Source organism: Pseudoalteromonas sp. SG43-1 (genome assembly GCF_014164415.1).
Taxonomy (GTDB): Bacteria; Pseudomonadota; Gammaproteobacteria; order Enterobacterales; family Alteromonadaceae; genus Pseudoalteromonas; species Pseudoalteromonas distincta.
In genome coordinates this window covers 124,525-149,150 of sequence record NZ_JACJFD010000004.1, presented here as the reverse complement: position 1 = coordinate 149,150, position 24,626 = coordinate 124,525, and the positions used below count along the sequence as shown (strand labels likewise).

General features: G+C 39.3%; 20 protein-coding genes and 1 riboswitch. Of the genes, 7 read left to right on the top strand and 13 right to left on the bottom strand.

The window, feature by feature from the left end; all coding sequences use genetic code 11:
* Positions 1 to 125: 125 nt before the first annotated feature.
* Genes ccoP through ccoN form a run of 4 tightly spaced genes read right to left on the bottom strand, consistent with a single transcriptional unit; the run spans position 126 to position 3,469 of the window.
* Positions 126 to 1,160, bottom strand: coding sequence for a cytochrome-c oxidase, cbb3-type subunit III (gene ccoP / locus H5159_RS05530; protein ID WP_138488889.1), 1,035 nt, complete (start codon positions 1,158 to 1,160; stop codon positions 126 to 128).
* Positions 1,157 to 1,342, bottom strand: a complete 186-nt coding sequence (locus H5159_RS05525; protein ID WP_024597380.1) for a CcoQ/FixQ family Cbb3-type cytochrome c oxidase assembly chaperone — start codon at positions 1,340 to 1,342, stop codon at positions 1,157 to 1,159. The genes ccoP and H5159_RS05525 overlap by 4 nt, the downstream gene beginning before the upstream one ends.
* Before the next feature lie 6 nt (positions 1,343 to 1,348).
* Complete coding sequence (gene ccoO / locus H5159_RS05520) at positions 1,349 to 2,023, bottom strand: cytochrome-c oxidase, cbb3-type subunit II (RefSeq protein ID WP_165723947.1); 675 nt, start codon at positions 2,021 to 2,023, stop codon at positions 1,349 to 1,351.
* A gap of 12 nt (positions 2,024 to 2,035) precedes the next feature.
* Complete coding sequence (ccoN, locus tag H5159_RS05515; RefSeq protein ID WP_002961515.1) at positions 2,036 to 3,469, bottom strand: cytochrome-c oxidase, cbb3-type subunit I; 1,434 nt, start codon at positions 3,467 to 3,469, stop codon at positions 2,036 to 2,038.
* Positions 3,470 to 3,809: 340 nt separating this feature from the next.
* Between ccoN and H5159_RS05510 the strand changes: the two genes are divergently transcribed.
* The 3 genes from H5159_RS05510 to H5159_RS05500 all read left to right on the top strand — a co-directional run bounded on the left by H5159_RS05510 (position 3,810) and on the right by H5159_RS05500 (position 8,897).
* Positions 3,810 to 4,235, top strand: a complete 426-nt coding sequence (locus H5159_RS05510) for a hypothetical protein (RefSeq protein ID WP_039490088.1) — start codon at positions 3,810 to 3,812, stop codon at positions 4,233 to 4,235.
* Between the two features lie 622 nt (positions 4,236 to 4,857).
* A complete protein-coding gene (locus tag H5159_RS05505; protein WP_182768921.1) occupies positions 4,858 to 7,440 on the top strand; it encodes a TonB-dependent receptor in 2,583 nt (860 codons plus the stop codon).
* 104 nt (positions 7,441 to 7,544) lie between these two features.
* Positions 7,545 to 8,897 (top strand): hypothetical protein, encoded by a 1,353-nt coding sequence (locus H5159_RS05500; protein ID WP_182725174.1) that lies wholly within the window; start codon positions 7,545 to 7,547, stop codon positions 8,895 to 8,897.
* 50 nt (positions 8,898 to 8,947) lie between these two features.
* Here H5159_RS05500 and H5159_RS05495 read toward each other — a convergent pair whose 3' ends face one another.
* The 8 genes from H5159_RS05495 to H5159_RS05460 all read right to left on the bottom strand — a co-directional run bounded on the left by H5159_RS05495 (position 8,948) and on the right by H5159_RS05460 (position 17,840).
* Positions 8,948 to 9,202 (bottom strand): DUF3862 domain-containing protein, encoded by a 255-nt coding sequence (locus H5159_RS05495; RefSeq protein WP_182779901.1) that lies wholly within the window; start codon positions 9,200 to 9,202, stop codon positions 8,948 to 8,950.
* A 19-nt stretch (positions 9,203 to 9,221) separates the two neighbouring features.
* Positions 9,222 to 10,058 (bottom strand): peptidoglycan binding protein CsiV, encoded by an 837-nt coding sequence (locus tag H5159_RS05490; protein WP_182779900.1) that lies wholly within the window; start codon positions 10,056 to 10,058, stop codon positions 9,222 to 9,224.
* A complete protein-coding gene (gene mfd / locus H5159_RS05485) occupies positions 10,058 to 13,531 on the bottom strand; it encodes a transcription-repair coupling factor (protein ID WP_182749084.1) in 3,474 nt (1,157 codons plus the stop codon). Before mfd ends, H5159_RS05490 begins: the two co-directional genes overlap by 1 nt.
* Positions 13,532 to 13,590: 59 nt before the next feature.
* A complete protein-coding gene (locus H5159_RS05480; RefSeq protein WP_024597239.1) occupies positions 13,591 to 14,484 on the bottom strand; it encodes a carbon-nitrogen hydrolase in 894 nt (297 codons plus the stop codon).
* The gene (locus H5159_RS05475) at positions 14,481 to 15,536 is read right to left on the bottom strand and encodes an agmatine/peptidylarginine deiminase (protein WP_182720766.1); all 1,056 of its coding nucleotides are present in this window, start codon (positions 15,534 to 15,536) and stop codon (positions 14,481 to 14,483) included. The genes H5159_RS05480 and H5159_RS05475 overlap by 4 nt, the downstream gene beginning before the upstream one ends.
* Positions 15,537 to 15,593: 57 nt before the next feature.
* A complete protein-coding gene (locus H5159_RS05470) occupies positions 15,594 to 16,202 on the bottom strand; it encodes a PilZ domain-containing protein (RefSeq protein ID WP_002961502.1) in 609 nt (202 codons plus the stop codon).
* 220 nt (positions 16,203 to 16,422) lie between these two features.
* Entirely contained in the window at positions 16,423 to 17,190 is a 768-nt protein-coding gene (locus tag H5159_RS05465) for a haloacid dehalogenase type II (RefSeq protein WP_182725170.1), read from the bottom strand.
* Positions 17,190 to 17,840: a peroxiredoxin-like family protein gene (locus H5159_RS05460; protein ID WP_182779898.1), complete on the bottom strand. Its 651-nt coding sequence runs from the start codon at positions 17,838 to 17,840 to the stop codon at positions 17,190 to 17,192. The genes H5159_RS05465 and H5159_RS05460 overlap by 1 nt, the downstream gene beginning before the upstream one ends.
* A 122-nt stretch (positions 17,841 to 17,962) precedes the next feature.
* Between H5159_RS05460 and H5159_RS05455 the strand changes: the two genes are divergently transcribed.
* Positions 17,963 to 18,850, top strand: a complete 888-nt coding sequence (locus H5159_RS05455; protein ID WP_002961497.1) for a LysR family transcriptional regulator — start codon at positions 17,963 to 17,965, stop codon at positions 18,848 to 18,850.
* On the opposite strand, the gene H5159_RS05450 is transcribed toward H5159_RS05455, so the two are convergent.
* Positions 18,830 to 19,345, bottom strand: a complete 516-nt coding sequence (locus tag H5159_RS05450) for a DUF2937 family protein (protein WP_165723945.1) — start codon at positions 19,343 to 19,345, stop codon at positions 18,830 to 18,832. The genes H5159_RS05455 and H5159_RS05450 overlap by 21 nt on opposite strands.
* Before the next feature lie 272 nt (positions 19,346 to 19,617).
* Between H5159_RS05450 and H5159_RS05445 the strand changes: the two genes are divergently transcribed.
* From H5159_RS05445 to H5159_RS05435, 3 genes are read left to right on the top strand one after another with little or no spacing between them, the layout of a single operon-like run.
* Positions 19,618 to 20,184: an RNA polymerase sigma factor gene (locus tag H5159_RS05445; protein ID WP_024597233.1), complete on the top strand. Its 567-nt coding sequence runs from the start codon at positions 19,618 to 19,620 to the stop codon at positions 20,182 to 20,184.
* The gene (locus tag H5159_RS05440) at positions 20,181 to 21,260 is read left to right on the top strand and encodes a FecR family protein (RefSeq protein WP_024603563.1); all 1,080 of its coding nucleotides are present in this window, start codon (positions 20,181 to 20,183) and stop codon (positions 21,258 to 21,260) included. Before H5159_RS05445 ends, H5159_RS05440 begins: the two co-directional genes overlap by 4 nt.
* A gap of 9 nt (positions 21,261 to 21,269) precedes the next feature.
* The gene (locus tag H5159_RS05435; RefSeq protein WP_182695105.1) at positions 21,270 to 24,305 is read left to right on the top strand and encodes a TonB-dependent siderophore receptor; all 3,036 of its coding nucleotides are present in this window, start codon (positions 21,270 to 21,272) and stop codon (positions 24,303 to 24,305) included.
* Between the two features lie 192 nt (positions 24,306 to 24,497).
* A riboswitch (cyclic di-GMP riboswitch) is annotated at positions 24,498 to 24,581 on the top strand.
* Positions 24,582 to 24,626: the final 45 nt, after the last annotated feature.

Below are 24,626 nucleotides of genomic sequence, written 5' to 3'. Positions count from 1 at the left end.
AGCGTTATTTTATAGGAATTATACGTAAAAGACTAAAAAAAAGCCTCCGACTGGAGGCTTTTTTGATCTGGATTAATCTATTGAATTAAATAAATTAATTTATAAACATTTTATTAACCGCGTGCTTATTTATCTTGCGATAAACTGTAAACGTAGGCTGTTAATAAGTGAATTTTATCTTCACCTAAAATGTCTTTCCAAGCAGGCATTACACCAGCACGGCCGTGATTAAGTGTTTCTTCAACAGCACGTTGAGAACCACCGTATAACCAAATGTTATCAGTCAGGTTAGGCGCGCCAAATGGTAGGTTATGTGCAACCGACCCTTTACCGTCAGCACCGTGACATGCTGCACACATTGCAAACTTAGCTTTACCTGCGGCAGCATCTTTTTGGTTAACAGTACGACCAGAAAGGCTCAACACATGTGCAGTCATTTCTTTAACGCCTTGCTCACCAAGAGCATCGCCCCAAGCTGGCATTGCAGCTATACGACCATTAAGCAGTGTTTCTCTAATTTTGTCTGGTGTACCGCCATATAACCAATCTTTATCAGTTAGGTTAGGGAAGCCTGTTCCACCACGTGCATCAGAGCCGTGACATTGCGCACAGTTTTGTGAGAATAAACGCTGACCAATTTCGATGGCTAATTGACCATCTGTTTGTTCATGTTTGTCACCATTTTCAAGAGCAACTTGCTGCGCTGCGTCACCTTCAAACTTAGAATTAACTAAATCTAAAACCGGCACTTGTGCAAGTCGATTAAAAATAGGACCAAAGCGTTCTTCTGCAGCTTCATACTCTTTATCAAGTTTAACAAAACGACCTTCTGCTTTGGCCTCTGCAACTGCTTTTTTAGATTCAGCTAAAGACGTAATACCTTGGTTAGAGCTAGTCCATTTACCAAAACCTTCCCAGTTACCTAAACCTGGGAAAGCTGCAAGGTAATATACTGACCAAATAAAAGTTGCGAAAAACATGTAAGTCCACCATTTTGGTAGTGGATTATTTAGCTCTTCAATGCCGTCAAATTCATGTCCACAGCTTTCACCTTCTTTTACGCCAGCATAGTTTTTTAAGTTCCAAACTAATAGGCCAAAGATGATGCATAAGCATGCAAGGGTTAATACAATAACCCAAATACTCCAAAAGCTAGTCATTTTTCAGACTCCTTTTCCTCGTTAGAGAGTGTGTTGTTATGTTTTTTTTCATCTTCAAAAATGGCATTAGCAGCGCTGTCAAAACGATTTTTGCTACGCTTGCTGTATGCCCATACAACAATCACAATAAACAATACTAAAATTACCAGAGTCAAAATGCCTCTGTATGTTCCGTAATCCATAATAATTTACTTCAAGTGGGTACCAAGTTGCTGTAAATACGCGATTAGAGCTTGGATTTCTGTTGCGCCTTCGCCGTTATTCATAGCGTTAACTTTTTCAACATCAGCTTTAAGTTCTTCGTCGCTGCCATAACCTAGGCCCGGGTGTTTAGGGTTTTCTGGGTTAATAGCAAAAGTATCACGGAAAATTTGTAGTTTTTTCAGAGTCAGGCTTGTATCTACCCTATCCTCTGCTAACCAAGGAAAACCCGGCATATTCGACTCAGGAACCACAGCACGTGGGTCAACTAAGTGAGCATAATGCCAATCGTCCGAGTAACGTTTACCAACGCGAGCAAGGTCAGGACCAGTACGTTTAGAACCCCATTGGAAAGGGTGATCCCATACTGATTCGCCTGCTACAGAGTAGTGACCGTAACGCTCAACTTCATCACGAAAAGGGCGGATCATTTGTGAGTGACAGTTATAACAACCTTCACGTACATATATGTCACGGCCTTCCATTTCTAAAGCATTAAGAGGGCGTAGGCCTTCTACTGGTTTAGTTGTGTCGTCTTGGAACATTAGCGGAGTAATTTCAACTAATGCACCAAAGCTGATAGCAAAAACAGTCAGAATAGCCATAAGGCCAACGTTCTTTTCTACTATTTCATGTTTGTTTTGTGAATTTTTATTGCTCATCATCTCACTCCGTTATGCTAATTGTGCTTGCGCGTCTAACTTCAGAGATTCTTTCTCAGCTGAAATTGTACGGAAAACGTTATAAGCCATAACTAACATGCCTGTTACGATGAATACACCGCCTACAAAACGCATAATGTAGAAAGGATGCGACGCTTCTAAAGACTGCACAAAGCTGTACATTAATGTACCGTCGGCATTTACCGCACGCCACATAAGACCTTGCATTACACCAGAGATCCACATTGCAACAATGTATAAAACAACACCTACAGTGTGTAACCAGAAGTGGGTATTAACTAATTTAACGCTATACATACGACCTTGCGCAAATAACGCAGGAATTAAGTGGTAAATAGCACCAATTGAAATCATAGCAACCCAACCTAGTGCACCTGAGTGTACGTGGCCGATTGTCCAATCTGTGTAGTGAGATAACGCATTTACAGATTTAATTGCCATCATAGGGCCTTCGAACGTAGACATACCGTAGAAAGACAATGAAACAACTAAGAAGCGTAGTACTGGATCAGTACGCAGTTTATGCCATGCGCCTGATAGGGTCATAATACCGTTAATCATACCACCCCAAGACGGTACGAATAGGATAATAGACATAACCATACCTAAACTTTGCGTCCAATCAGGAAGCGCAGTGTAGTGAAGGTGGTGAGGACCTGCCCAAATATATAATGAAATTAATGCCCAAAAGTGAACTACCGATAAACGGTATGAGTAAACTGGGCGACCTGCTTGTTTAGGTACAAAGTAATACATCATACCCAAGAAACCAGCAGTTAATAGGAAACCTACAGCGTTATGACCGTACCACCACTGAACCATAGCATCTACCGCACCTGCGTAGATTGAGTATGATTTAGTTAACGACACAGGCACTGCCATGCTGTTTACAATGTGTAGTACTGCAACAGTAATAATAAAGCCAGCATAGAACCAGTTAGCAACATAAATGTGCGACACTTTACGCTTGATTAAAGTACCAAAGAATACAATAGCGTAAACAATCCAAACCACAGCGATTAAAATATCGATTGGCCATTCAAGTTCTGCGTATTCTTTTGAGCTAGTAATACCAAGTGGTAATGTAATTACTGCTAATACAATAACTAGCTGCCAGCCCCAAAATGAAAAGGCGGCGAGTTTGTCTGAGAAAAGACGCGTTTGGCAAGTACGTTGTACGACGTAATAAGACGTCGCAAACAGTGCACTAGTACCAAATGCGAAAATTACTGCGTTCGTGTGTAACGGACGTAGTCGAGAGTAAGTTAACCATGGTGTATCAAAGTTAAGTGCTGGCCAAGCTAATTGGGCAGCAATCAGAACCCCAATACTCATGCCAACGATGCCCCAAATCACTGTCATAATAGCGAATTGGCGTACAACCTTATAGTTATACTCAGTTTGTGATGCTACTGTTTGGCTCATTTTCTGGCTTCCGCTGCAATAAATGCGTTTAGAAATGAATTACCCACTATTAAAAGTGGGGCCTACTATTTTTCTCAAGCGTGTTACCTAAAACTTTCAATACATGAAAACTTCAGAAAAAAAACTTGAGAAACCCTTATTTTTTGCGGGTGAAATGATAAATTTTTTGGCCTAAAAAAGATAGGTCAATTACATAAAATTATGACATCAATCAAACTTTGTGAGCTTGTTGTTTATTTTTTGATACAGTTTGTGCCTAATTTGGCCTAATAGTAACACTCGCACTTGTTATTTACAGTCACGATTATTAGTATTTGCTTTTCTTTAGTGCGAAATTGTTATGCTTATATATAGGTTAAGTTTATTCACTGTGGTGTTTTTTTTATTAACAGCGTGTGATTTTTCTAAAAATACAGATGAAAAATTTCTTAAAAATGCCCAGTGCGAAGCCAATTTGCCTTGTACTTTTTCAAATGATGTTAAAGTATGGTTAAGCGAGAAAACCCTTTCCCCCGAAACTCCATTTACTATCTTTAGTGACTTACCTGCAAACGTTACAATTGAAGATGCCAAGCTTAAAGGCATCACTATGTACATGGGTTACATTCCCCAAAAATTTAAAAAACATAATGATCTTTGGCAAAGTAATACTATGGTTGGTATTTGTTCAGAGCAAAATATGCTTTGGAATTTAGAACTAACCGTTAAAGATAATGCCACCTCTGTAATACAAACACTCAATTACTCTTTTTACGTAACGTATTAAAGTTGCGACTACAAACTCTTGTATACAGCTTACATTTTTGATGTGAGTTCGTTTTCATATACATACGATTATTTGAGTGACAAGATCAATAAAATTGCCTTTTTAGGTTTTAATACTGACAAAACTTCAATAGTGAATAAGTGCTCTCAAAAAGTTCAACTTTAATTACGACTGAATAAAAAAATCTAATCAAAAAACCTTCCAAAGAGGCTAAATAAGACTATTTAAGCATCAAGTATGCATAAATATGGTTATTAATTAACATTTAGTTTTGCGGTTTTAATAATGTGCTGTGATTAAGTTGTTAATTTGTCTGTTTTTGGTACGTAGCTCAGTTAATTACATTTGATTACAAAGTGAATCACTTTGGTTTCAGGTGTGTTTCTAATGTTTCCTTGCCTTTTCAAGGTATTGTTTTTAAAGTGTATTTATTAATTAACACTGAAACATAATGTAACCTATGTACCTACTATGGTTATTCCATTTTATTTCTTGATATAAATTGAGCTGCCATTAAGTTTTCGTTCAGTTAAAAGCGCCTAAGTTGCCCACCTGACTCACTATTCTAATAAAAAGTGAGCATTACCAATAAAGGTAAATTTCCAACAAGTAGGGTTCTTTCATGAAAAAATCAACTCTTGGTTTAGCTGTAATCGCAGCATTTCCAATGTTCTCAAGTGTGCAAGTTCTTGCTGCTGAAGACTCAGCACAAGCAATCGAAAAAATTCAAGTAACGGGTTCTCGCATTAAGCGCGCAGATATGGAAACCGCTAGCCCAGTTACTATTATCGGTGCTGACGATATTGCTGCTTCAGGCGCAGTATCAGTAGATTCTGTACTACAAAAAATGACCGCTACAGGCGGCGCAATGACAAACCCAGGTATCAATAATGGTTCTGGTGGTAATGCATCAATTGATTTACGTGGTTTAGGTTCACAACGTACTTTAGTACTTGTAAACGGCCGCCGTATGATCAACTCAGGTACAGGCGCAGCTTCTACAGTTGATTTAAATACTATCCCAGTATCTATGATCAAGCATATTGAAGTGCTTAAAGATGGCGCATCTGCTGTTTATGGTACTGATGCTGTTGCGGGTGTTGTAAATATTATCTTAAAAGATAACTTTGAAGGCTTAGACCTTAATGTTAAATCAGCAATCACTACTGAAGGTGATGCAGATGAAACGTCTTTTGATATTACAATGGGTGGTAACTTCGGTCGTGGTAACGTTGTAATCGGTTTGCAGTACACAGACCGTGGCGATGCTTCTCAGGCTGATCGTAGCTTTTCTGATTGTCCATTAACTGAAGATGGCGATGGCAGTGCTCCGTACTGTTCTGGTTCTTCTTATACTCCTAATGGTCATGTTTGGTCAGGTGATGAATCTTTACAAGGTCAAGCTGATAATGGTTGGCACGACTTTGGTACTAGTGATGCTTACAACTATTCGCAATCTAGCTACTTATACACGCCAATGCGTCGTTTAAACCTTACAGGTATTGGTAGTTTTGATTTAACTGATGAAACGCGTTTATACTCTGAGTTTACATACTCAAAACGTTGGTCAGAGCAGCAACTAGCACCTCAACCAGTATGGTTCGACTTTGACTACGCTGAGTGGATGGGTGATTCTTTAATCGACCAAAATATTAATTACGGTGATGAAGTTTCTTACGGCCGTCGTATGGTTGACACTGGTACACGTGATTCATCTCAAGTAGTTGATACAGTTCGTTCTGTTATCGGTGCTGCAGGTTATTTAGATAACGGTTTAGAGTGGGATACATCAGTAATTTTTGGTCGTAATGACTCAGTAGATCGCTTAAGCAACCTTCACAATATGGGTTCAATTCAAAGCGAAATTGAAGCTGGTAACTTTAACCCACTTTCACAAGCTTCATGGTCAAGCAGTAGCTTTAGTGATTATGTTTACACTGAGCAAAACTCAGGCGGCAGTCAATTATTTATGATTACAGCTGCGCTTTCTGGTGAGTTAATGGAAGTACCTGCGGGCTTTGTAGGTTTTGCTGCAGGTCTTGAACGCCGTGAAGAAAAAGCGTGGTACACACCAGATTCGATCACTTCACAAGGTCTTGCAAATGATCCACGCGTTGATGCAACAAGCGGTCGTTTTGATGTAAACGAAGCATACCTTGAGCTGGCTATTCCTTTAGTTGCAGATGCTTATCTTGCACAAAATGTAGAATTAAGCGCTGCGATCCGTGCTTTTGATTACAGCACATTTGGTTCTGATGAAACGTGGAAACTTGGTTTAACTTGGCGTGTAAACGACGAATTAATGCTTCGTGGTGTTCGTTCTACAGCTTTCCGTGCTCCTACAGTTGCTGAGCTATACTCAGGTGATTCTCCATCTTATGAGCAAGTTAGCTTCACCGGTGCACAAGATCAGGCTGAAGTAACCGTTGGTGGTAATGACCAATTAACACCTGAATTAGCTGATACAGTTACCGTTGGTGTAGTTTACGAACCAGAATGGTTTGAAGGTTTCTCAATGACGTTAGATTACTACGACATTGAAATCGAAAACGCTATTGCTACAGTAAACAACCAATACATTGTGGATTCATGTCTTGCAACAGATGGCTCTTTAGCGAATCAATCAACAGCACTTTGTAGTTCAGCAAATATCGATTTTAACCAAAGCACAGGTCGTATCGCGTTTAATAACCAACTACAAAACGTAGGTTATGAGCAAACAAAAGGTTATGACTTAAACTTAAATTACAAATTTGATTTAGCTGGCCTTGCTTGGAATACGTCATTAGATGTTACTTACCTTGACGAGTACACTGTTGATGTTATTGAATCAAGCATTGATTACGCTGGTTTAATTACTTCTGGTATAGGTGGTTATGCTGACGTAAAAGCAAACTTCGAGCTAGATGTTAAAGGTGATGCTTGGTCTGCTAACTACAAAGCACGTTACATTGCAGGAATGGATAGCTACAGCTGTTTAGGTAAAGAATCTACATGTTATGCTCCAACAACACCATCTGTTGTTTACCATGATGTGAGCGGTTCTTACTTTATCAGTGACATGGTTTCGTTAACTGCAGGTGTAAATAACTTATTCGATAAGCAACCACCATACTACTCAGGTAACAACGATTCTAATACTGACCCGTACACATATGATGTACTTGGCCGTCGTGTATTTGCTGGTGTAAACGTTAAATTTTAACTAGCACATTAATCTTATTAAGGCTCAGTATTTACTGAGCCTTTTTTATTGAACAAAATAAAGGAGACAAGTACACTAAAACGATATTTTAGAAGGAGAACTAATTGTTAAAACAAGATGAAAACTTATCTTTTGTCATTGAACCAGAACTAACTCCTCGTTCTGAACAGCGCATAGATCTGTATTTTTCTATCCCTAATGAAATGGGGATCAATCCGCAAACACTTACCGAAGAATCTTACTTTAATAACCACTTTAAATCACACCTAGCGTATAACGCTAACAATATACACTTGCCTTTAGTGCGAAGCCGTTTTGTTAGTAAAAACAAAGGTGAGCAACAAGATTACCGGCAAAACCTTAATTTATTTTGTTACCAAGTACGTTTAGCCCTTGATGCCGATATAAAAGACGCGTTAAAAATTGATGAAGCCGAAGACTTTTATAAACGTGCTAAAGAGGTATATGAGCAAAGCGAAGGGCTTTTAAAAAAGCTGCGTCGCTACACACCAGATGACGAAAAACTACTGCCATTTTTTACCAATGCTGATAACTATTTAAGTTGGCATGTTGAGCAATCTTTTTTAAAGCTTTTAGATGAAGGCCCACGTAGTAGCGATTATGCAAAAGAGCGTAACGATTTACTGCAGTTTTGTAAAAGCGAAAATACGTATCGAGCAGAGAAAAGCTACAACTCTGAAACAACCATGCAAGACGCAAATCGAATAACAAATAAAATGCGCTTGTTACAACGCTTAATTGAGCACGGCGTAATATTACAGCGTCAAACGCGGTTTCTTAACAGCTACCTTAAGCGATTAGTGAAAGGCACTGTAACAGCTGTTATCATGGCATTTGTGATGGTTGTAATACTCAATGCTCGCTCAACGTTTACTGAAGTCACCGCGACACTTATTTTAATTTTAGGTGTTATATACGGGCTACGTGAAATATTTAAAGAAGATATTACACGTATGATTTGGCGAGCCATTGTACAAGGGCGACCTAAGTGGCGATTTAGTTTTAAAAATAGTATTACCAAAGACAAAGTAGCGAGTCAGCTAATTTGGCTTGAATACATGCGCTTTAAAAAAATACCTAAAGAAGTGAAATCTATTTTTTCAAAACGTCGTCAACAAAATAAACAAGCTGCGCAGTGGTTACACTTTGCAAGTGAGACACGTGTTAGTGCGAAAGAATTTTTGCCCGGCTACGATACACTACAGCACACGCTACAATTTAATCTTGCACCATTTGCACGTTATTTAAAACGTGGTGAAGGGAAGCTATATCATTTAGACAGTAATAAAATTTCTAAGCAGGCTGTAGAAAGGCGTTATCAATTAAACATGGTACTTGTTCTAACTGAGGAAGATAAAACACTCTATCAACGCTATAAAATAACGTTAAATCGCAGTAAAATCGTTAATATTGAGCTTATCTACTCCAAAAAATGAGTTTTATTAATTTAAAAAGGGGCTGATACAATCAGCCCCTAATATTTGGTCTATTTATTAGCTAAGCCATGTTTGCTATATAAAGTTACTTTGTCTGATACTAGTGTGATCTCGATATTTTTTGCTTCATCGCCCCATATACAGTTCGTATGCAGTGTTTTTTCAACACAGTTATCAGCACTGCCTAAAATAGTTTCAACTTCAGTCTTATCCATGCCTACTTTAATTTTTTCATAATTTTCAAGACTTACCTTAGAACAAGCCGCAAGGCTTAATGTAGCTGCGATGATAAGGAATTTTTTCATTGTTATATCCTACTTAATATTAATGTTTGAATTTTCTGATCTGGACAATCATGCCCATTCGTGGATGGTCAAAGTAATGTACTTCACCACTAATTACACGTCTAAACTGAGAAAAACGGGCTGACTCTATATCGCCGTTTTCTAGCTTTTGGCTAATATCAAAATCAGCTGTTATGTATAAATAATGTCGTAAATGTATTTTAAATAAACCGTCTAGTTCCCATTCTGCTTTTGATTGATCTGGGTCGTTAAATAGCGCCGGTTGTGAATTCAATAAACTTACAAAATCAGGGTTTGAATAGCTAGGTGTTACATTGGGTACATTTTTAAGATGCTTACCCGCTATTAAATGCATGCTTGGGGCGCGTGACTTGCTTGCACCTTCAAAGCGCCAGCCAGTATGTAGAATAGGTGTTAAGCCTTTGCGGTCTAGCTGCCTATACTGCGCTTTAAATTGCAGCTGTTGCGGCGCTAATAAATAAGTTTGCTGCATATCATCTTTAGCGGGTGCTAAAGGCGTTACAGGTAGCTCATCGTAGCTTTGTAGGTAGTCGATACTGTTGTCACATACACCCGATTGCGGGTTTGAATTAACTAATGAATCAGTAAAAGTGCGTTTTTGAAAACGCTCATCGCCATCTATGCAGGCCTGCATTGCTTGTTCAGTGTAAAGAGGGGTCAGTAAGTCTAGCGTATTTTTATCTTCAATAGCTTTGTGCTTAAGGCTAAAGTCTTCTTGTAAATACGGGGCAGGGCGCTGTTTAAATACAAGCACCTCAACCTCAAACCAGCGTTCTGCAAATGCAGTGCTGCTAAATAAGCAGCATAAAACAATAAGCGATTTTTTTAGCAACATTAATGGCTAACCTTTTTTTCGAAATCTGCAATCATTGCAGTGACCATTTTTAAGCGTTCGCGGGCATTTGCCTCACTAATTGCAAAGCGCAGTTTATTTGCGCCATCCATTTTGTACACCTTAGGCGCACTTTGTATCAAGCCAATGATGAAGCTAGGGTTAACCTTGGTATCTTGGCTAAACTCAAAGTAACCACCTTTTGGATTTGCCTCAATTTTAGTTATACCTAAATTACTAGCCTTCATTTTTAATAATTGTAGGCTAAATAGGTTTTTAGCAGCATCAGGTAATAAACCAAAGCGGTCTATTAGTTCTACCTGTAGTTCATCCATATCATCAAGGTTAGCACAACTTGCAATGCGCTTATACATACCCAAGCGTGCATTAACATCGTGTATGTAGTCATCAGGTAATAATGCAGCCAGCTTTAAATCTACTTCGGTTTGTTTTTGAAGTAGGTTTTCAAGCGTTGGCTCTTTACCTTCGCGCAGCGCATTTACGGCCTGCTCGAGCATTTCCATATACAAACTAAACCCGATGGTTTGCATTTGGCCTGATTGATCATCGCCAAGTAGCTCACCCGCACCACGAATTTCTAAATCGTGTGTAGCGAGGGCAAAGCCTGCACCTAAGTCCTCTAATGATTCAATTGCTTGTAAGCGTTTACTCGCATCTTTAGAAAGCGCTTTAGGATCACCTGTTAGTAAGTAGGCATATGCTTGATGGTGGCTTCGACCAACTCGTCCACGTAATTGGTGTAACTGGGCAAGGCCAAGTTTATCTGCTCTGTCCATAATTATGGTATTAGCCGTAGGCACATCAATACCGGTTTCGATAATCGTGGTACATACCAGCACGTTGTATTTTTGATGATAAAAGTCAGTCATTATTTGCTCAAGCTCTTGCTCGCGCATTTGGCCATGGGCTGTTGTCACACTGGCTTCAGGTACCCATTCACTAATTTCTTGTGCAACACGCTCGATAGTTTCTACGTTGTTATGTAAAAAGTAAACTTGGCCACCGCGTTTAATTTCTCGCAGTACCGCTTCGCGTATTAGTTCTACATCGCGTTGGCGTACAAAAGTTTTTACCGCTAAACGTTTAGCCGGTGGCGTTGCGATTATCGATAAATCGCGCATGCCGCTCATAGCCATGTTGAGTGTACGAGGTATTGGCGTTGCAGTCAGTGTGAGTATGTCTACATCGGCGCGCAGTGCTTTAATTTTCTCTTTTTGGCGAACACCAAAGCGATGCTCTTCATCAACAATTAACAAGCCTAAATCGTTAAATTTAATGTCTTGTTGAATAAGTTTATGCGTGCCAATAACTATATCGAGCTTACCATTGGCCATTTTTTCAAGTGTGTCTTTTTGCTCTTTAGTGGAGTTAAAGCGCGAAAGCACACCTACTTCAATAGGAAAATCAGCAAAACGGTCTTTAAAGTTTTCATAGTGTTGTTGAGCGAGCAAGGTGGTGGGCACTAAAATGGCTACCTGCTTATCATCGTTAACTGCTACAAAAGCAGCGCGCATGGCCACTTCTGTTTTACCAAAGCCTACGTCACCACACACTAAACGATCCATCGCTTGTTTTGATTGCATATCACCTAATACGGCTTCTATGGCGTTGCGCTGATCGTCAGTTTCTTCAAACGGAAAGCTATCGCTAAATTGTCGATATGCGGGGGCATCTAGAGTAAATTTATTACCAGGTTTTGCTTGGCGCTGAGCATAAATGTCGAGTAATTCTGCGGCTACATCGCGAACTTTTTCAGCAGCACGTTTTTTTGCTTTTTCCCATGCATCTGAGCCAAGCTTATGCAGTGGGGCGCTGGCTTCTTCACCGCCAGAGTAACGACTCAGCATATGCAATGCAGATACTGGCACGTACAATTTAGCTTCACTTGCGTAAGTAATCGTAACAAACTCAGTAACTACACCTGCAGCATCAATTGTTTGCAACCCCTGATAACGGCCAACACCGTGATCAAGATGCACAACAGGTTGACCTTCTTTAAGCTCGGCTAAATTACGAATTAGCGCATCTTGGCTGGCTTCGTACTTGTGCTTGCGGCGTCTGCGCTGAGATACTTTTATGCCAAGCAGTTCTTGCTCGGTAATAATAGAAAGGCTTGGTTTAGTGCCAAGTACTACACTTTGCTCGAGCGGGCTTACTATTAAGCCTACGTCACTTGCACTTTTTATAAATTGTTCGAGTGTTTCAAATTCTTTAAATTTTAAACCGCTTGGTTTTAAAATGCTCAGCAATGATTCGCGACGACCGTCCGATTCAACACTGAGTAATATGCGGCCTTTTTTCTTTTTTTGCTCTGCTACATAATTTATAAACGCGCCATAAGGTTCATGCTGTTTATGATCAATTCGAATGGCTGGCAGCTCGCTAACGCTTAAGTTTTTATTACCCGCTTTAGTGCCAAGCTTTGCAAGGGATAATCTAATACGTGCAAAATTGCCTAAATTAGAAAACAGCTCTTCAATAGGCTGATAAAGCGCATTGGGTTCAAGTAATGGACGAAGTGGGTCAACTCTGCGGTTTTCATAGCGTACATTTACATCGTGCCAAAAGTTATCTGCCGCGTGCTCTAAATCACCCAGCTGCATAACGGTTGTTGTATCTGGCAGGTAGTCAAAAATAGTCGCGAGCTTTTCAAAAAACAACGGCATGTAGTATTCAATACCTGCAGGCCAGTTACCTTTGCTTACTTGCATGTATACTGAATCTTGCTGCGAGCTTGCGCCAAATTTTTCACGGTAGCTTATTCTAAAGCGTTCTATATCAGCGTCGTTAGTAGGAAATTCATGCGCTGGAAGTAGCTCAATTTTATCTACTTTTTCATCAGAGCGCTGTGTTTCTACATCAAATAAGCGAATGGTATCGAGTTCGTCATCAAAAAAGTCGAGTCTGAATGGGTGTGGGCTACCCATTGGGTATAAGTCAACGATAGAGCCGCGTATAGCGTATTCGCCGTGCTCCATTACTTGTTGAACATTTAAATAACCGGCTTGCTCTAAATTGTCACGAAAGTTATGAGTGTCTAGTTTGTCGCCTACTTTAAAGTTTATTGTTGAACCGTAAATAAATGAGGCCGGGGCTGTGCGCAACATTAAAGTAGATACAGGCACAATTAACACACTTTGTTGTTCTTTTTTTAAGGTGTTTAAAGTGGCCAAACGGGCTGAAATAATATCTTGATGGGGAGAAAAATGATCGTATGGCAGAGTTTCCCAATCAGGAAATACCATGACTGGGTTATCGGGTAATAAATATTCTAATTCTGTTTCAAGGCGCAGTGCACTTGGTGTATCAGGCGTAACAATTAAGACTAAGTTATCTTGTTGTTTAACGCCTTCAGCAATAGCAATACTTAAACCACTTCCGCTTAGCTGGCCCCATTGAATTTTATCTTTATGAGATTTTACCCAAGGCAAGGCTGCCCATTGCTCAAACGCCATTTATTACTCCATTTATAGTTGGCTCTTAGCAAGTAAGAGCCATCTTGAGTTAAGGTTACTTAGTCTCGGTATATTTTTGTTAGGTCTTTATAGTGATCAATTCGTCTATCACGTAAGAAAGGCCAAATACGTCTTACGTTTTCTGAGCGTTTTTGATCAATTTCTACTACTAAAATTTGCTCATCAGTATTATTAGCCTCTGCTAATAGTTCACCTTGTGGGCCTGCAATAAACGAATTGCCCCAAAACGAAATACCATCGCTTTGCGCACTAGGGTCACTTTCATGGCCAACGCGGTTACAGCTAATTACCGGCACGCCATTGGCAACAGCATGGGCACGCTGGCTAATAACCCACGCATCTTTTTGACGAGTTTGCTCAGCAATGTCGTCGTTAGGATCCCAACCGATAGCGGTTGGGTAAATTAATACCTCAGCGCCAGCCATTGCCATCAAACGTGCAGCTTCAGGAAACCATTGATCCCAACATACTAGCACGCCTAATTTACCCACCGAGGTTTGAATAGGCTCAAAACCGATATCACCTGGGGTAAAGTAAAATTTTTCGTAAAAACCTGGATCATCAGGAATATGCATTTTGCGGTATTTACCTGCAATACTGCCGTCTTGCTCTAATACAACTGCAGTATTGTGATAAAGGCCCGTAGCGCGTTTTTCAAATAAAGACGCGACAATAACAATGCTTAGCTCTTTAGCAAGCTCACCTAAGGCATTACTGCTAGGGCCTGGAATGGTTTCGGCTAAATCAAATACGTCAACATTTTCGGTTTGGCAAAAATAGAGGCTTCGGTGCAGCTCTTGGAGTACAACCAGTTTTGCACCTTTTTGAGCGGCTTCACGAATGGCACTTATTGATTTTGCCATATTGTCCTTTGCGTTATCGGTATTGCTTTGTTGCACTAACGCAACGGTTAATTTTGCAGGGCTTGTCATTGTGCTGCTCCAGCTAAAAATCCACGAGGTAATTGCATTGTAATACAGTGCAGGCTGCCAAATTGTTCAATAATTGGTTGGCAATTTACGCCAATAATAGTGTGTTGTGGGTATGCTTTTTGAACTTGCGCAAGAGCACGTTCATCATTGGCATCATTATACGTTGGCACAAGCACAGCATTATTAATAATTAAGTAGTTAGCGTAGGTAGCCGGTAAGCGTGTTTGCTCATCGTCATAAGCGGCTTTTGGCCACGGTAACTCAATTAAGTTATATGGGGTGTTATCGGCAGTTTTAAAGGTTTTTAGTTGTTTTTCCATCGCATCAAGTGCGCTAAAATGCTCATCAGTTTTATCGTCACACTGCACATATACAAGGGTATTATTTGGTGCAAAACGCACTAAGGTATCAATGTGGCTGTCGGTGTCATCGCCCGCTAAATAGCCATGTTCAACCCATAAAAAACTCGTCGCGCCTAAGTGCTCTTTCAAAAGTGCTTCAATATCATTTGGGTTTAAATCAGGGTTACGGTTTTTATTAAGCAAACACTCACTGGTTGTTAGCAACACACCGTGCTCGTTTATTTCAATACCGCCACCTTCAAGTACCATATCGAGCGCTTGATATTGGTTGTTTGTGCTACTTAGCTCTTTTACCAAAGTACGATTAATTTGATTGTCTAATGTGCTTTCAAACTTATTGCCCCAACCATTAAAAGTAAAATCATATACTTTTAATTGTTCTGTTGAATCAATAGCGGCGCAAGTAAGCGGACCATGATCGCGCGCCCAGGTATCGTTAGTAGGCGTTACTACAAAATGAACACGATTAAGAGAGACGTTAGCACTATTTAGTAATGCTGTAATATGCACTTTTAAGGCACTGTTATGCGCCACAATAACAAGCTGTTGCTGCGTTGTTATGTGTTTAGCAAGTTCAATATATACAGGTTCTACACGCGTTAAGTTGTCGGCCCAATCGGTGTCTTTGTGAGGCCATGTAAGCATAACAGCGTCTTGCTCGGCCCATTCTGGTAAAAGTCTAAAGTTCATGAATTTTATATACTAATTAAGATGGCGCTAGTTTAGCATTTTACATAAAGATGTCAGCTAATTATCACTGTTTAGGTCGCCTTGGTTTTGATCAAGTTCTTGACGTTTTTTAAGTTGGCGGGTTTGAGCATGTAAACTCGCTCTAACAATAAGTTCTTGGTCAGTGGTTCTAATTGCGGTAAAGAGCATAGTGTATTGGTAGTGTTCGCTATCTTGTTTTTCTACTGCCACAACTTCGGTGTAACAATAAACCGCAGAGGCCTCGTGGTGCAAAAACAGTTTGGTTCTAAATGCTTGGCCAATTGAGTGTACTTCAGGTGATGTAAAACGAATACCGCCACCGCCGTAGCTATCACATTGTATTGCGTTATCTTGGGCTTGTTCTGAGGCCAAAATATGGCTCATTATTAAATCTATTTTACGTGACTGCGCTTGTAAAAAAGTAGCTAGCTCTTGTGCTATATCGCCTAAGTTACGCAGTGGGCGTAACGAGCTTTGTTCAAGCTCACTTACTTCATTTGCTAATCTAAATAGTGGGGGAATGTCGTCTTCAAGCTCAAGCTGCGATTTAGGAACTTGTCCGTTTGATACGGGGAATAAATTTACTCTTATACTTTCATTAATTTGAAAGTACTGCTCAAACTCACCTAATCTTTCACTATTCATTATGTTCTCCACCACGTATTTATTTAATAGTAGCGTTGTGAGTACTAAATTGCTAGCAGATAAAATAACGCATAGCGGTCTAAATGCTTTGTTTACATTCGATTTTTAGCATACTGATTATGAAAATAAATACACTAAGACATATTTAGGGTTAGTTATAAAAAAGCGGCCAATGTCATCCTAACATTGGCCGCTTGGGTATTGATTCATCAGCGTGTACTTATTTAAGTAGAGCGGCTAATTCATGTAAATCTTTCACAACGTGATCTGGTTTTTTAGCTAATGGGTAAAGTGCTTTACCTGGGCGTGCTATAAAAGTGGTTTGTAAGCCAGCTTCTTTTGCACCAGCAACATCCCAACCATGGGCTGCAACCATCATTGCTTCATTTGGTGCTACGTTTAGCTTTTTAAGTACCCACTCATACGCACGTAAGTCTGGTTTGTAAATTTTAATATCTTCAATGCTGTAACGCGCATCAAAGTAAGACATTAAACCAGCGCTTTCAAACTGTGCCTTTACACCTTTGTTAGAAGAATTTGTAAGGCTTACTAACTTATAGCCCTGTGCTTTGAGTTTTGCCAGTCCTTCTTTAACATCGCTGTGTGGAGGAAGCGTTAAAAGAGGCGTAACAATAGCTGTTTTAGCTTGTTCACTTGTAATATCAATGTTGTTGTTTTGAGCAACCATAAGAAGTGACGCCACACCGATTTGCCCAAAGTCGTGATAACTACCGCTTACTGTATCTACTAATGAATGATGCAGCATGGTTGAAAACCACAGTGGTAATAAATCTTCACGTCCGCCTAGCGCTTTACCAATAGAGGTACGCATTGACGTTAAATCAAGTAGGGTTTCGTTTACATCGAAAATAAGCACTTTAGGTTTTGCTTGTTCATTTGGTTCATCAGCGACTGCATAACCAGATACAAGGCTTGTGCCCACAAGTAGTGAAAGAGTAAGTGTTTTTAACGATTTTAAAATAGACATTAATTATTCTCCGATTCAAGTGCTGTCATAACATCAATAGGTTCTGCGCGTAGGGTGTAATCTTCGCTTAAAAATGCGTATGTAATTACACCTTCTTGGTTTATCACATAGGTGGCCGGTAGCGGTAATTTAAAGCTTTTATCGCCGTAGTAGTGTTCAAAATCAATACCAAATTGTGTGTATAACGCTTGAATACGCTCATCAAGTGTAAACAATAAACCAAATTGCTCAGCTACTTTATTGCTCACATCGCAAAGCACGTCAAATTCAAGGTCGTTTTTTTGTGCAGTTGAGAGAGTTTCATCAGGTAGTTGTGGTGATATTGCGACTAACTGAGCACTTTGAGTTTTAAATTGTGGTAAGTAGTTGTTAAGTGCTTTTAGCTCTAAATTACAATATGGGCACCAGCCACCACGGTAAAAACTAATAATTACCGGCCCTTTTTTTAGTAAATCTGCAAGCTCAATGTTTTCGCCGTTATGGTTGGCTAAGCTAAAGTTTTCTACTTTTTGACCAATTTGCAATGCATTGTCTTTAATATGCTGTGCAATTAGCTCTTCGTTTGTAGTGTTCATTAGTGCCAAAACGTCAGCCGGCAATTTGGCATCCTTTTGTACGTTATAGGCATCTATTTGCGCTTTTAAACTCATGATTGAACCTCAATAATTAGACTATTTGCAATTATAGTGTTTTATATATTTAAATAAACATTGCAATACTGAAAGCTTCATTCGAAAATATTAAACATTGAAAAGTGCACAATGGCATCTTTATGTATAATTTAAGCGACCTAGAAACATTTATAGCTGTAGTTGAAAATAAGGGCGTGCTTGCTGCTGCCCGCGAGCAGCGTTTATCGCCTGCAACGGTGAGCCATCGCTTAAGTAAACTAGAGCGTGAGCTTGCTACAGTACTTGTTTTTAGAGATAGCAGGCGAGTACGGTTATCTCCCGCAGGTGAAATATTTTATACGCGTGTGGGGGCTATAATAGAAGCTCTACACGATGCTGAACATAGTATTGGCGCGCGTAGCTCATCGGTGAGTGGTTTACTACGCGTGACCATGCCGCCTTGGGTTTTTTCAAAATACGTAATGCCTAAACTCAATGAGTTTGAGCAAGCTTACCCTGAACTAAAGCTTGATTTTTTAATAACGGATCATTTTGTAAATGTAGTTGATGACGCGCAAGATGTTGCAATTAGGGTGGGAAAATTAAATGACTCAGGATTACTTTCTCGTAAAATCGTAAACAATAGTCGCATACTTTGTGCAGCCCCTAGCTATATAGAAAAGTACGGCATGCCTGAAAATTTAACGCAATTGAGTGAGCATTATTGGGTTTGCCTGCCGTGGCAACGCCAGTTAAAGCTTTTTGACGAACACAAAAAAATACATACTTTTAATGCTAAAACTCGTTTTACTATTTCAAACTCTGATAATATGACACAAGCTGCCATTGCAGGTCATGGTATTGCTATTAAATCAAAAATAGCGATTAATGAAGATCTTAAAAACGGTATTTTGGTTGAAGTTATGCCAGGGGTAATGGCACAAGATGATGCACCGGTTTGGTTTTTACGTCCGCAAAATAGTTTAACAACCCGCAAAACCGATGTATTTTATGATTTTATGAAATCACTATTTTTGAGCTGCGAATAAGCGTTTAAATGAGCGTTTTACTCCAATTAAAAACAAATAACCAGTAAGCTCTGCAAGCAAGGCAACAATTATGGCTGCAACAATGGCGGCTATAATAGAGTCTTTTTTCAAAATGATTTGACCTTCAAAGCGTTGCCATACTTGTTGCTTTATATCGCTCATGCCACTGATCATAGTAAATATATACGGAGATTTCTCAAACCTATTTACGGCTATCTGTAAATCTTGCTGTCGCTCGTAAAGAGTACTGATATTACTTGCCCCTTTGTTCACAATTTCATCATCAATATTTTGATAGTGTTTTATTAGCTTAGTTAAATCATTATTGAAATACTTAGCTGCATCGCTTTTAAAAGGCGCAACGGCATTATTAGCTTCAATTAACTGGGCTGATAATGCTTGGCCAAAGTCACTTACAAATGCAGGTATTTGCACTCCAAGTAGTAAACCGAATGCAAAGAAACTAAGTCGTATATAATCTAAAAGTTTACTCATTTATCTTCCTATGCATTTAAATAACCCAGAATTAACATTTGAGCTTGTTTTTATGTCAAAAACTCGTAATCTATTGGGCGTGTTAACCTTTGTGGATTGAACCCAAAGGGCAGCGCATGTATGGTATTTATGCTGCGTTATCACCTATTTATGGGGAGTAACCACACTACATAGGCTCTGCCTTGCCTAAATACCAAACGTACTGCTGAAAATTCAACCACGAAAGGCCAACACGCCCTAATAATAAAAATAACAACAGGTGGATGTTAAGGATGACGAAAAAAGTAAAGTTCACGTCAACATTTGTTGATATTTCTAAACAGCTCAAACGTTTTGTATCGCGCATTGTTCAACCCGACGATGTAGAAGATATTGTGCAAGAAACTTTTGTAAAAAGCTATGAAGCTGATTTAAAACAAGACATCCAGTTTACCCGCAGTTATATGCTAAAAACAGCAAAACATCTAGCACTCAACCATATAGCTAAGTGGGACAATAAATTTAATGATTCGTTAGAAAACGATAACGAATTGCCCGTATTACTCAAATCAATGAAGCTCGAAGACGAATACACATCTAAAGAGCGTTTTTTACTTTTTTGTAGAGCTACTGAGCAACTAAGCTCATCGATTCGTAAATGCTTTATATTAAAAAAAGTTTACGGTATGAGCCAAAAAGAGATAGCAGACCAAATGCAGTTAAGCCAAAGCACTGTTGAAAAACACATTGCCAAAGGATTGTTACAAACCATGTTATACATGCGTGAACATGAGCAAAGCCCTCAAACGAACCTTAAAGCTCAAGCACATCCTATATCAGTTAAGAGGGTCGCAGAATGAGTAATGTTCATCAATTTAATTCAAAAGATTTAATCTTAGAAAAGTCATGTGATTGGATAAGCGCGATTGATCGTGGTTTAACTGATGATGAAAAAGAGCAATTTAAATTATGGATGATGCAAAGCACCGCACATCAAGACTCTATATACGAGCTTGCTCAGCTTTGGGATGAGCTTTCAGTATTAAACGAATTAAGTCATTTATTTCCTCAGCGCAACAATACTAAAACATCAAAAAACAAGTGGATGTTTTCTTACTCAATTGCAGCGAGTTTGTTTGCAGCGTTAATGGTATGCAGCTACTTATTAATTAACTTAGAAAATGGCTACAACCAAGAGCTTGCTAAAGTTAATTACACTAAAATTTACAAAACAAAAGTAGGCGAGCAAGCAACGTATGTATTGCCAGACGGCACCATAGTGCAGCTTAATACTAATAGCTTACTAGAAGTTGCTTATAGTAAAGGCCGCAGGCAGTTATTACTTAGTCGTGGAGAAGGGCGCTTTAATGTAGCAAAAGATGCCACGCGTCCGTTTAGTGTTATGGCTGGTGATAAAAGTTTTACCGCGTTAGGCACGGTATTTAATGTCCAACGCAATACTTCATCAGATTTAGAACTGGTGGTTACTGAAGGCAAAGTGATGATCACTGATCCAAGTGTAGCGGTTGATGCAAATGACTTTAAAGATTATCAACTTGCAGATAATAGCACGAAAAAAATTCGTCAAATTAATGCCAATATTGTTACCTCAGGCGAAAAAGCAGTTATTGAGCAAAGTGTTACAAAACCAATTACGCAGCTTTCAATGAACGACGTACAACGCGATTTGGCATGGCAAAACGGGATGCTTATTTTTAATGGAGAAGAGCTAAGCGATGCTTTAAATGAAGTAAGCCGCTATACAGCCACACGTTTTGAGCTTTCATCAGCTGAGCTTGCCAGTATTAAAGTGGCTGGAGTATTTAAAGCCGGTGACGTTGAAGGTTTACTAGAAAGTTTACAAACTAACTTTTCGATTGATCATGAGCGTTTAGGTGAGCATGTAGTAACGCTAAAACACCATACAGAATCATAAGTAGACGTTATGCAAATCAAACTAATGTTAGGTAAAGTTACATCAATAAAGATTGAACGTAAAAAAAACATTAAAAAAAAGAAACAAACCCATAGAGGATTTTTGTTTGTCAGCTGTTTATATAAGTTGCGCAGTAACCAAACGCATTTATTGAGTGGATTTAGTGTGCTTGCACCGGCTATTTTTAGTTTAAGTGTACAAGCAGCAACACAAACCACTGGGCAAATGGTGCAATTTGATATAAAAGCGCAGCGAGCAGACAAAGCCTTAATTGAATATGCTAAACAAACAGAGCAAACCGTGGTGTTTTCTTATGAGTTGGCAAAGCAGTATGACGCAAATTCAGTTTATGGATTTTACACTCAGCTAGATGCTCTAGAGGCATTATTAGGTGGGACTGAGCTCGATGCGGTTGTTGATCAAAATGGTTTACTGAGTATAAAACTCAAACAAATCAACAGGAATGATAACAACATGATGAAGCTTTCAGCGGTCAGTGCAGCAGTATTACCAGCTTTACTTGCAGTAAATTCGCAAGGTGTAAACGCAGCAGAAGAAGTCGCTCAAGAAAAAATTGAAAAAATTGCTATTGTCGGTAGCCGTGTAGCAGGACGTTCAGTTGAAGATTTACCCGTTCCAGTAGATATCCTAAGTGCAGAAGCGCTTGAAAATACGGGCCAAACAGAAGTTGGTCGTATGCTACAGTCTATCGCCCCTTCATTTAACTTTTCAAGCTCTGCAATTAGTGATGGTACAGATGCTTTAAGACCTGCGACACTTCGCGGTTTGGGCCCCGATCAAACATTGGTGTTAATTAACGGCAAACGTCGTCATCAAGCAAGTATTATTCATATTAATGGCTCTGTTGGGCGTGGTACCGCAGGTACTGACATGAATGCAATTCCAGCTTCTGCAATTAAACGCATTGAAGTATTACGTGATGGCGCTGCTGCTCAGTATGGTTCTGATGCAATTGCAGGTGTTATTAATATTGTGCTCAAGGATGGTAGCGAAGGTGGTAAAGCGGCTATTAACTACGGTCAATATTCTGAAGGCGATGGCGAAACCATTAACCTTGATTTTAATAAAGGCTTTGCGCTAGGTGATGACGGTTATTTAAATACAACTATTAATTACCGTGACCGTGCACCGACTAACCGTGCCGGTTTACATGGCTCTTGTCAGTTTTATGGTTGTACAGAACTAAGTGACGGCACTTTACTTGCTGGCGATCCGCGTGAGCTGACAGCCGATCGTGATACCTTTAGAATTGGTGATGCTGACTCTCAGCAGTTTGGTTTAACAATTAATACCGGTTACGAGTTAGGTGATGGCGAGCTTTACGGCTTTATTACTTACTCAACACGTGAAAATGAGTCGGCTGCATTTTTCCGTCATAATGCAAATGCAGGTGGTAACCCAGTACTACAAGATAACGATGCGACGATTCCGCTAGGTTTCTTACCAAAAATCAACACAACTATCGATGATATCTCGTACAACTTTGGTTATAAAACTGAATTTGATAACGATGCAAGCCTTGATTTATCTTACACCTATGGCGAGAACAGTATTGATTACACTACAAGTGACACTATCAATGCCTCATACGCTAACTTTTTACGTTATGACCAAGGTTTAAGTGCAGCTGATATTCGTACAACTATTCCACGTGAAGCGTACGCTTACGGCATGGAATTATCATTGCAAACAATCAATATTGATTTTACACAAAACTTTGATGATTATTCGTTAGCGATGGGTGCTGAAATACGTACTGACGAATACCGTATTTTAGAAGGTAATGAATATGCGTACCGCGATTACGACACATTAAATGGTGTAAGTATTTACAGCGGTTTAAGTGGCGGTGTTGGCTCTGAAGATGCATCGGGTGGTTCACAAGGTTTTGGTGGTTCATCACCTGCGTCTTCAGTGGATGAGTCACGTGATGTAATTTCATTTTACGTAGATGCAGAATCTTATGTAATTGAAGATGTGATTTTATCTGGAGCACTTCGCTACGATAACTACAAAGGTTTTGGCGATACAGTAAACTTTAAACTTGCTGGTAACTGGTCTATTACCGACGATATTTCATTACGTGGTGCATTAAGCTCAGGATTTAGAGCGCCTTCAATGCAGCAGCTTTACTTTAATAACGTAAGCACACAATTTGTTGTTGATACTAATGGGAATTTAGTTGCAGAAGAAGTTGGTACATTTAGAAATGATTCAACACTTGCGCAAAGTTTAGGTATTCCAAAACTTAAAGAAGAAAAATCACAAAACCGTAGTTTAGGTATTGTGTATAACGTTACCGATAATATTAATGTAACCGTTGATTACTACTCGATTGATATTGACGACCGTATTGTAATTAGTGATCGCTTAGGTAAAGGGTTATCTACAAGCCTTGATGCAGCACTAAATAGTGCAGGTGCTGGCGTAGGGCAGTTTTTCTTAAATGGTGCTGATACAGAAACTCGTGGTGTTGATTTTGTAGCAACGTGGAACACTGAAGGTTTAGGCGGCACGCTTGATTTTACACTTGCAGCTAACTTTACCAAAACAGATGTTGTATCGTTGTTCTCTCCTGCTGGCTCAAGCCTTGAGACAGTAAAAGTAGAAGATATATTCTCAGCTGAAGACATCTCTATTATAGAAGAGTGGCAACCAGAGGACCGTATTAACTTAAGTGCGCTTTATCAACGTGATGATTGGACTGTTAACCTGTCACTTAATCGTTTTGGTGAATACACAGTAGAAGATGGCGGTCGTCAAACGTATGGTGCAGAAATTTTAACTGACGTTAAAGTTAACTACTTCGTTACTGAAGATTTATCAGTAAATATTGGTGCAAATAACTTGTTCGATGTTTACCCAGATAAAAATGAAATAGGTAACTCTCGCTCAGGTACTATTGTGGATGCTAGTGGCAACACAGTAATAAGTAGCTCAGGTGTGTTTGACTACTCACGTCGTTCGGCTCCATTTGGATTTAACGGTGCTTACTACTACGTAGGTGCAGAATACCGTTTTTAATTAATAACCTCCCTTTTGTTATTTAACTCAAAGGGCCGTAAGGCCCTTTTTTTGGTTTTGTAACTTACTAATATAGAAGTGAATTGCTTTTTACTAATGATTTATGGTTTTCTTTAGTTGACATTAAGTACTAAAGGGTTAGAATTTCACTTGTTCTGATTGTTTTTTAAACATATCGGATAAGTTTATTAACATTAATTTCGGCAAATTCACTGAAAGGTGAAGACGCAAAGTCTCCGGTCTAAGGGCTCAGCCTATGATAGCGGGACCGCCTCATACATATATATTGTGTGCAGTAAAGCGTCATGCCATCTCACTTGG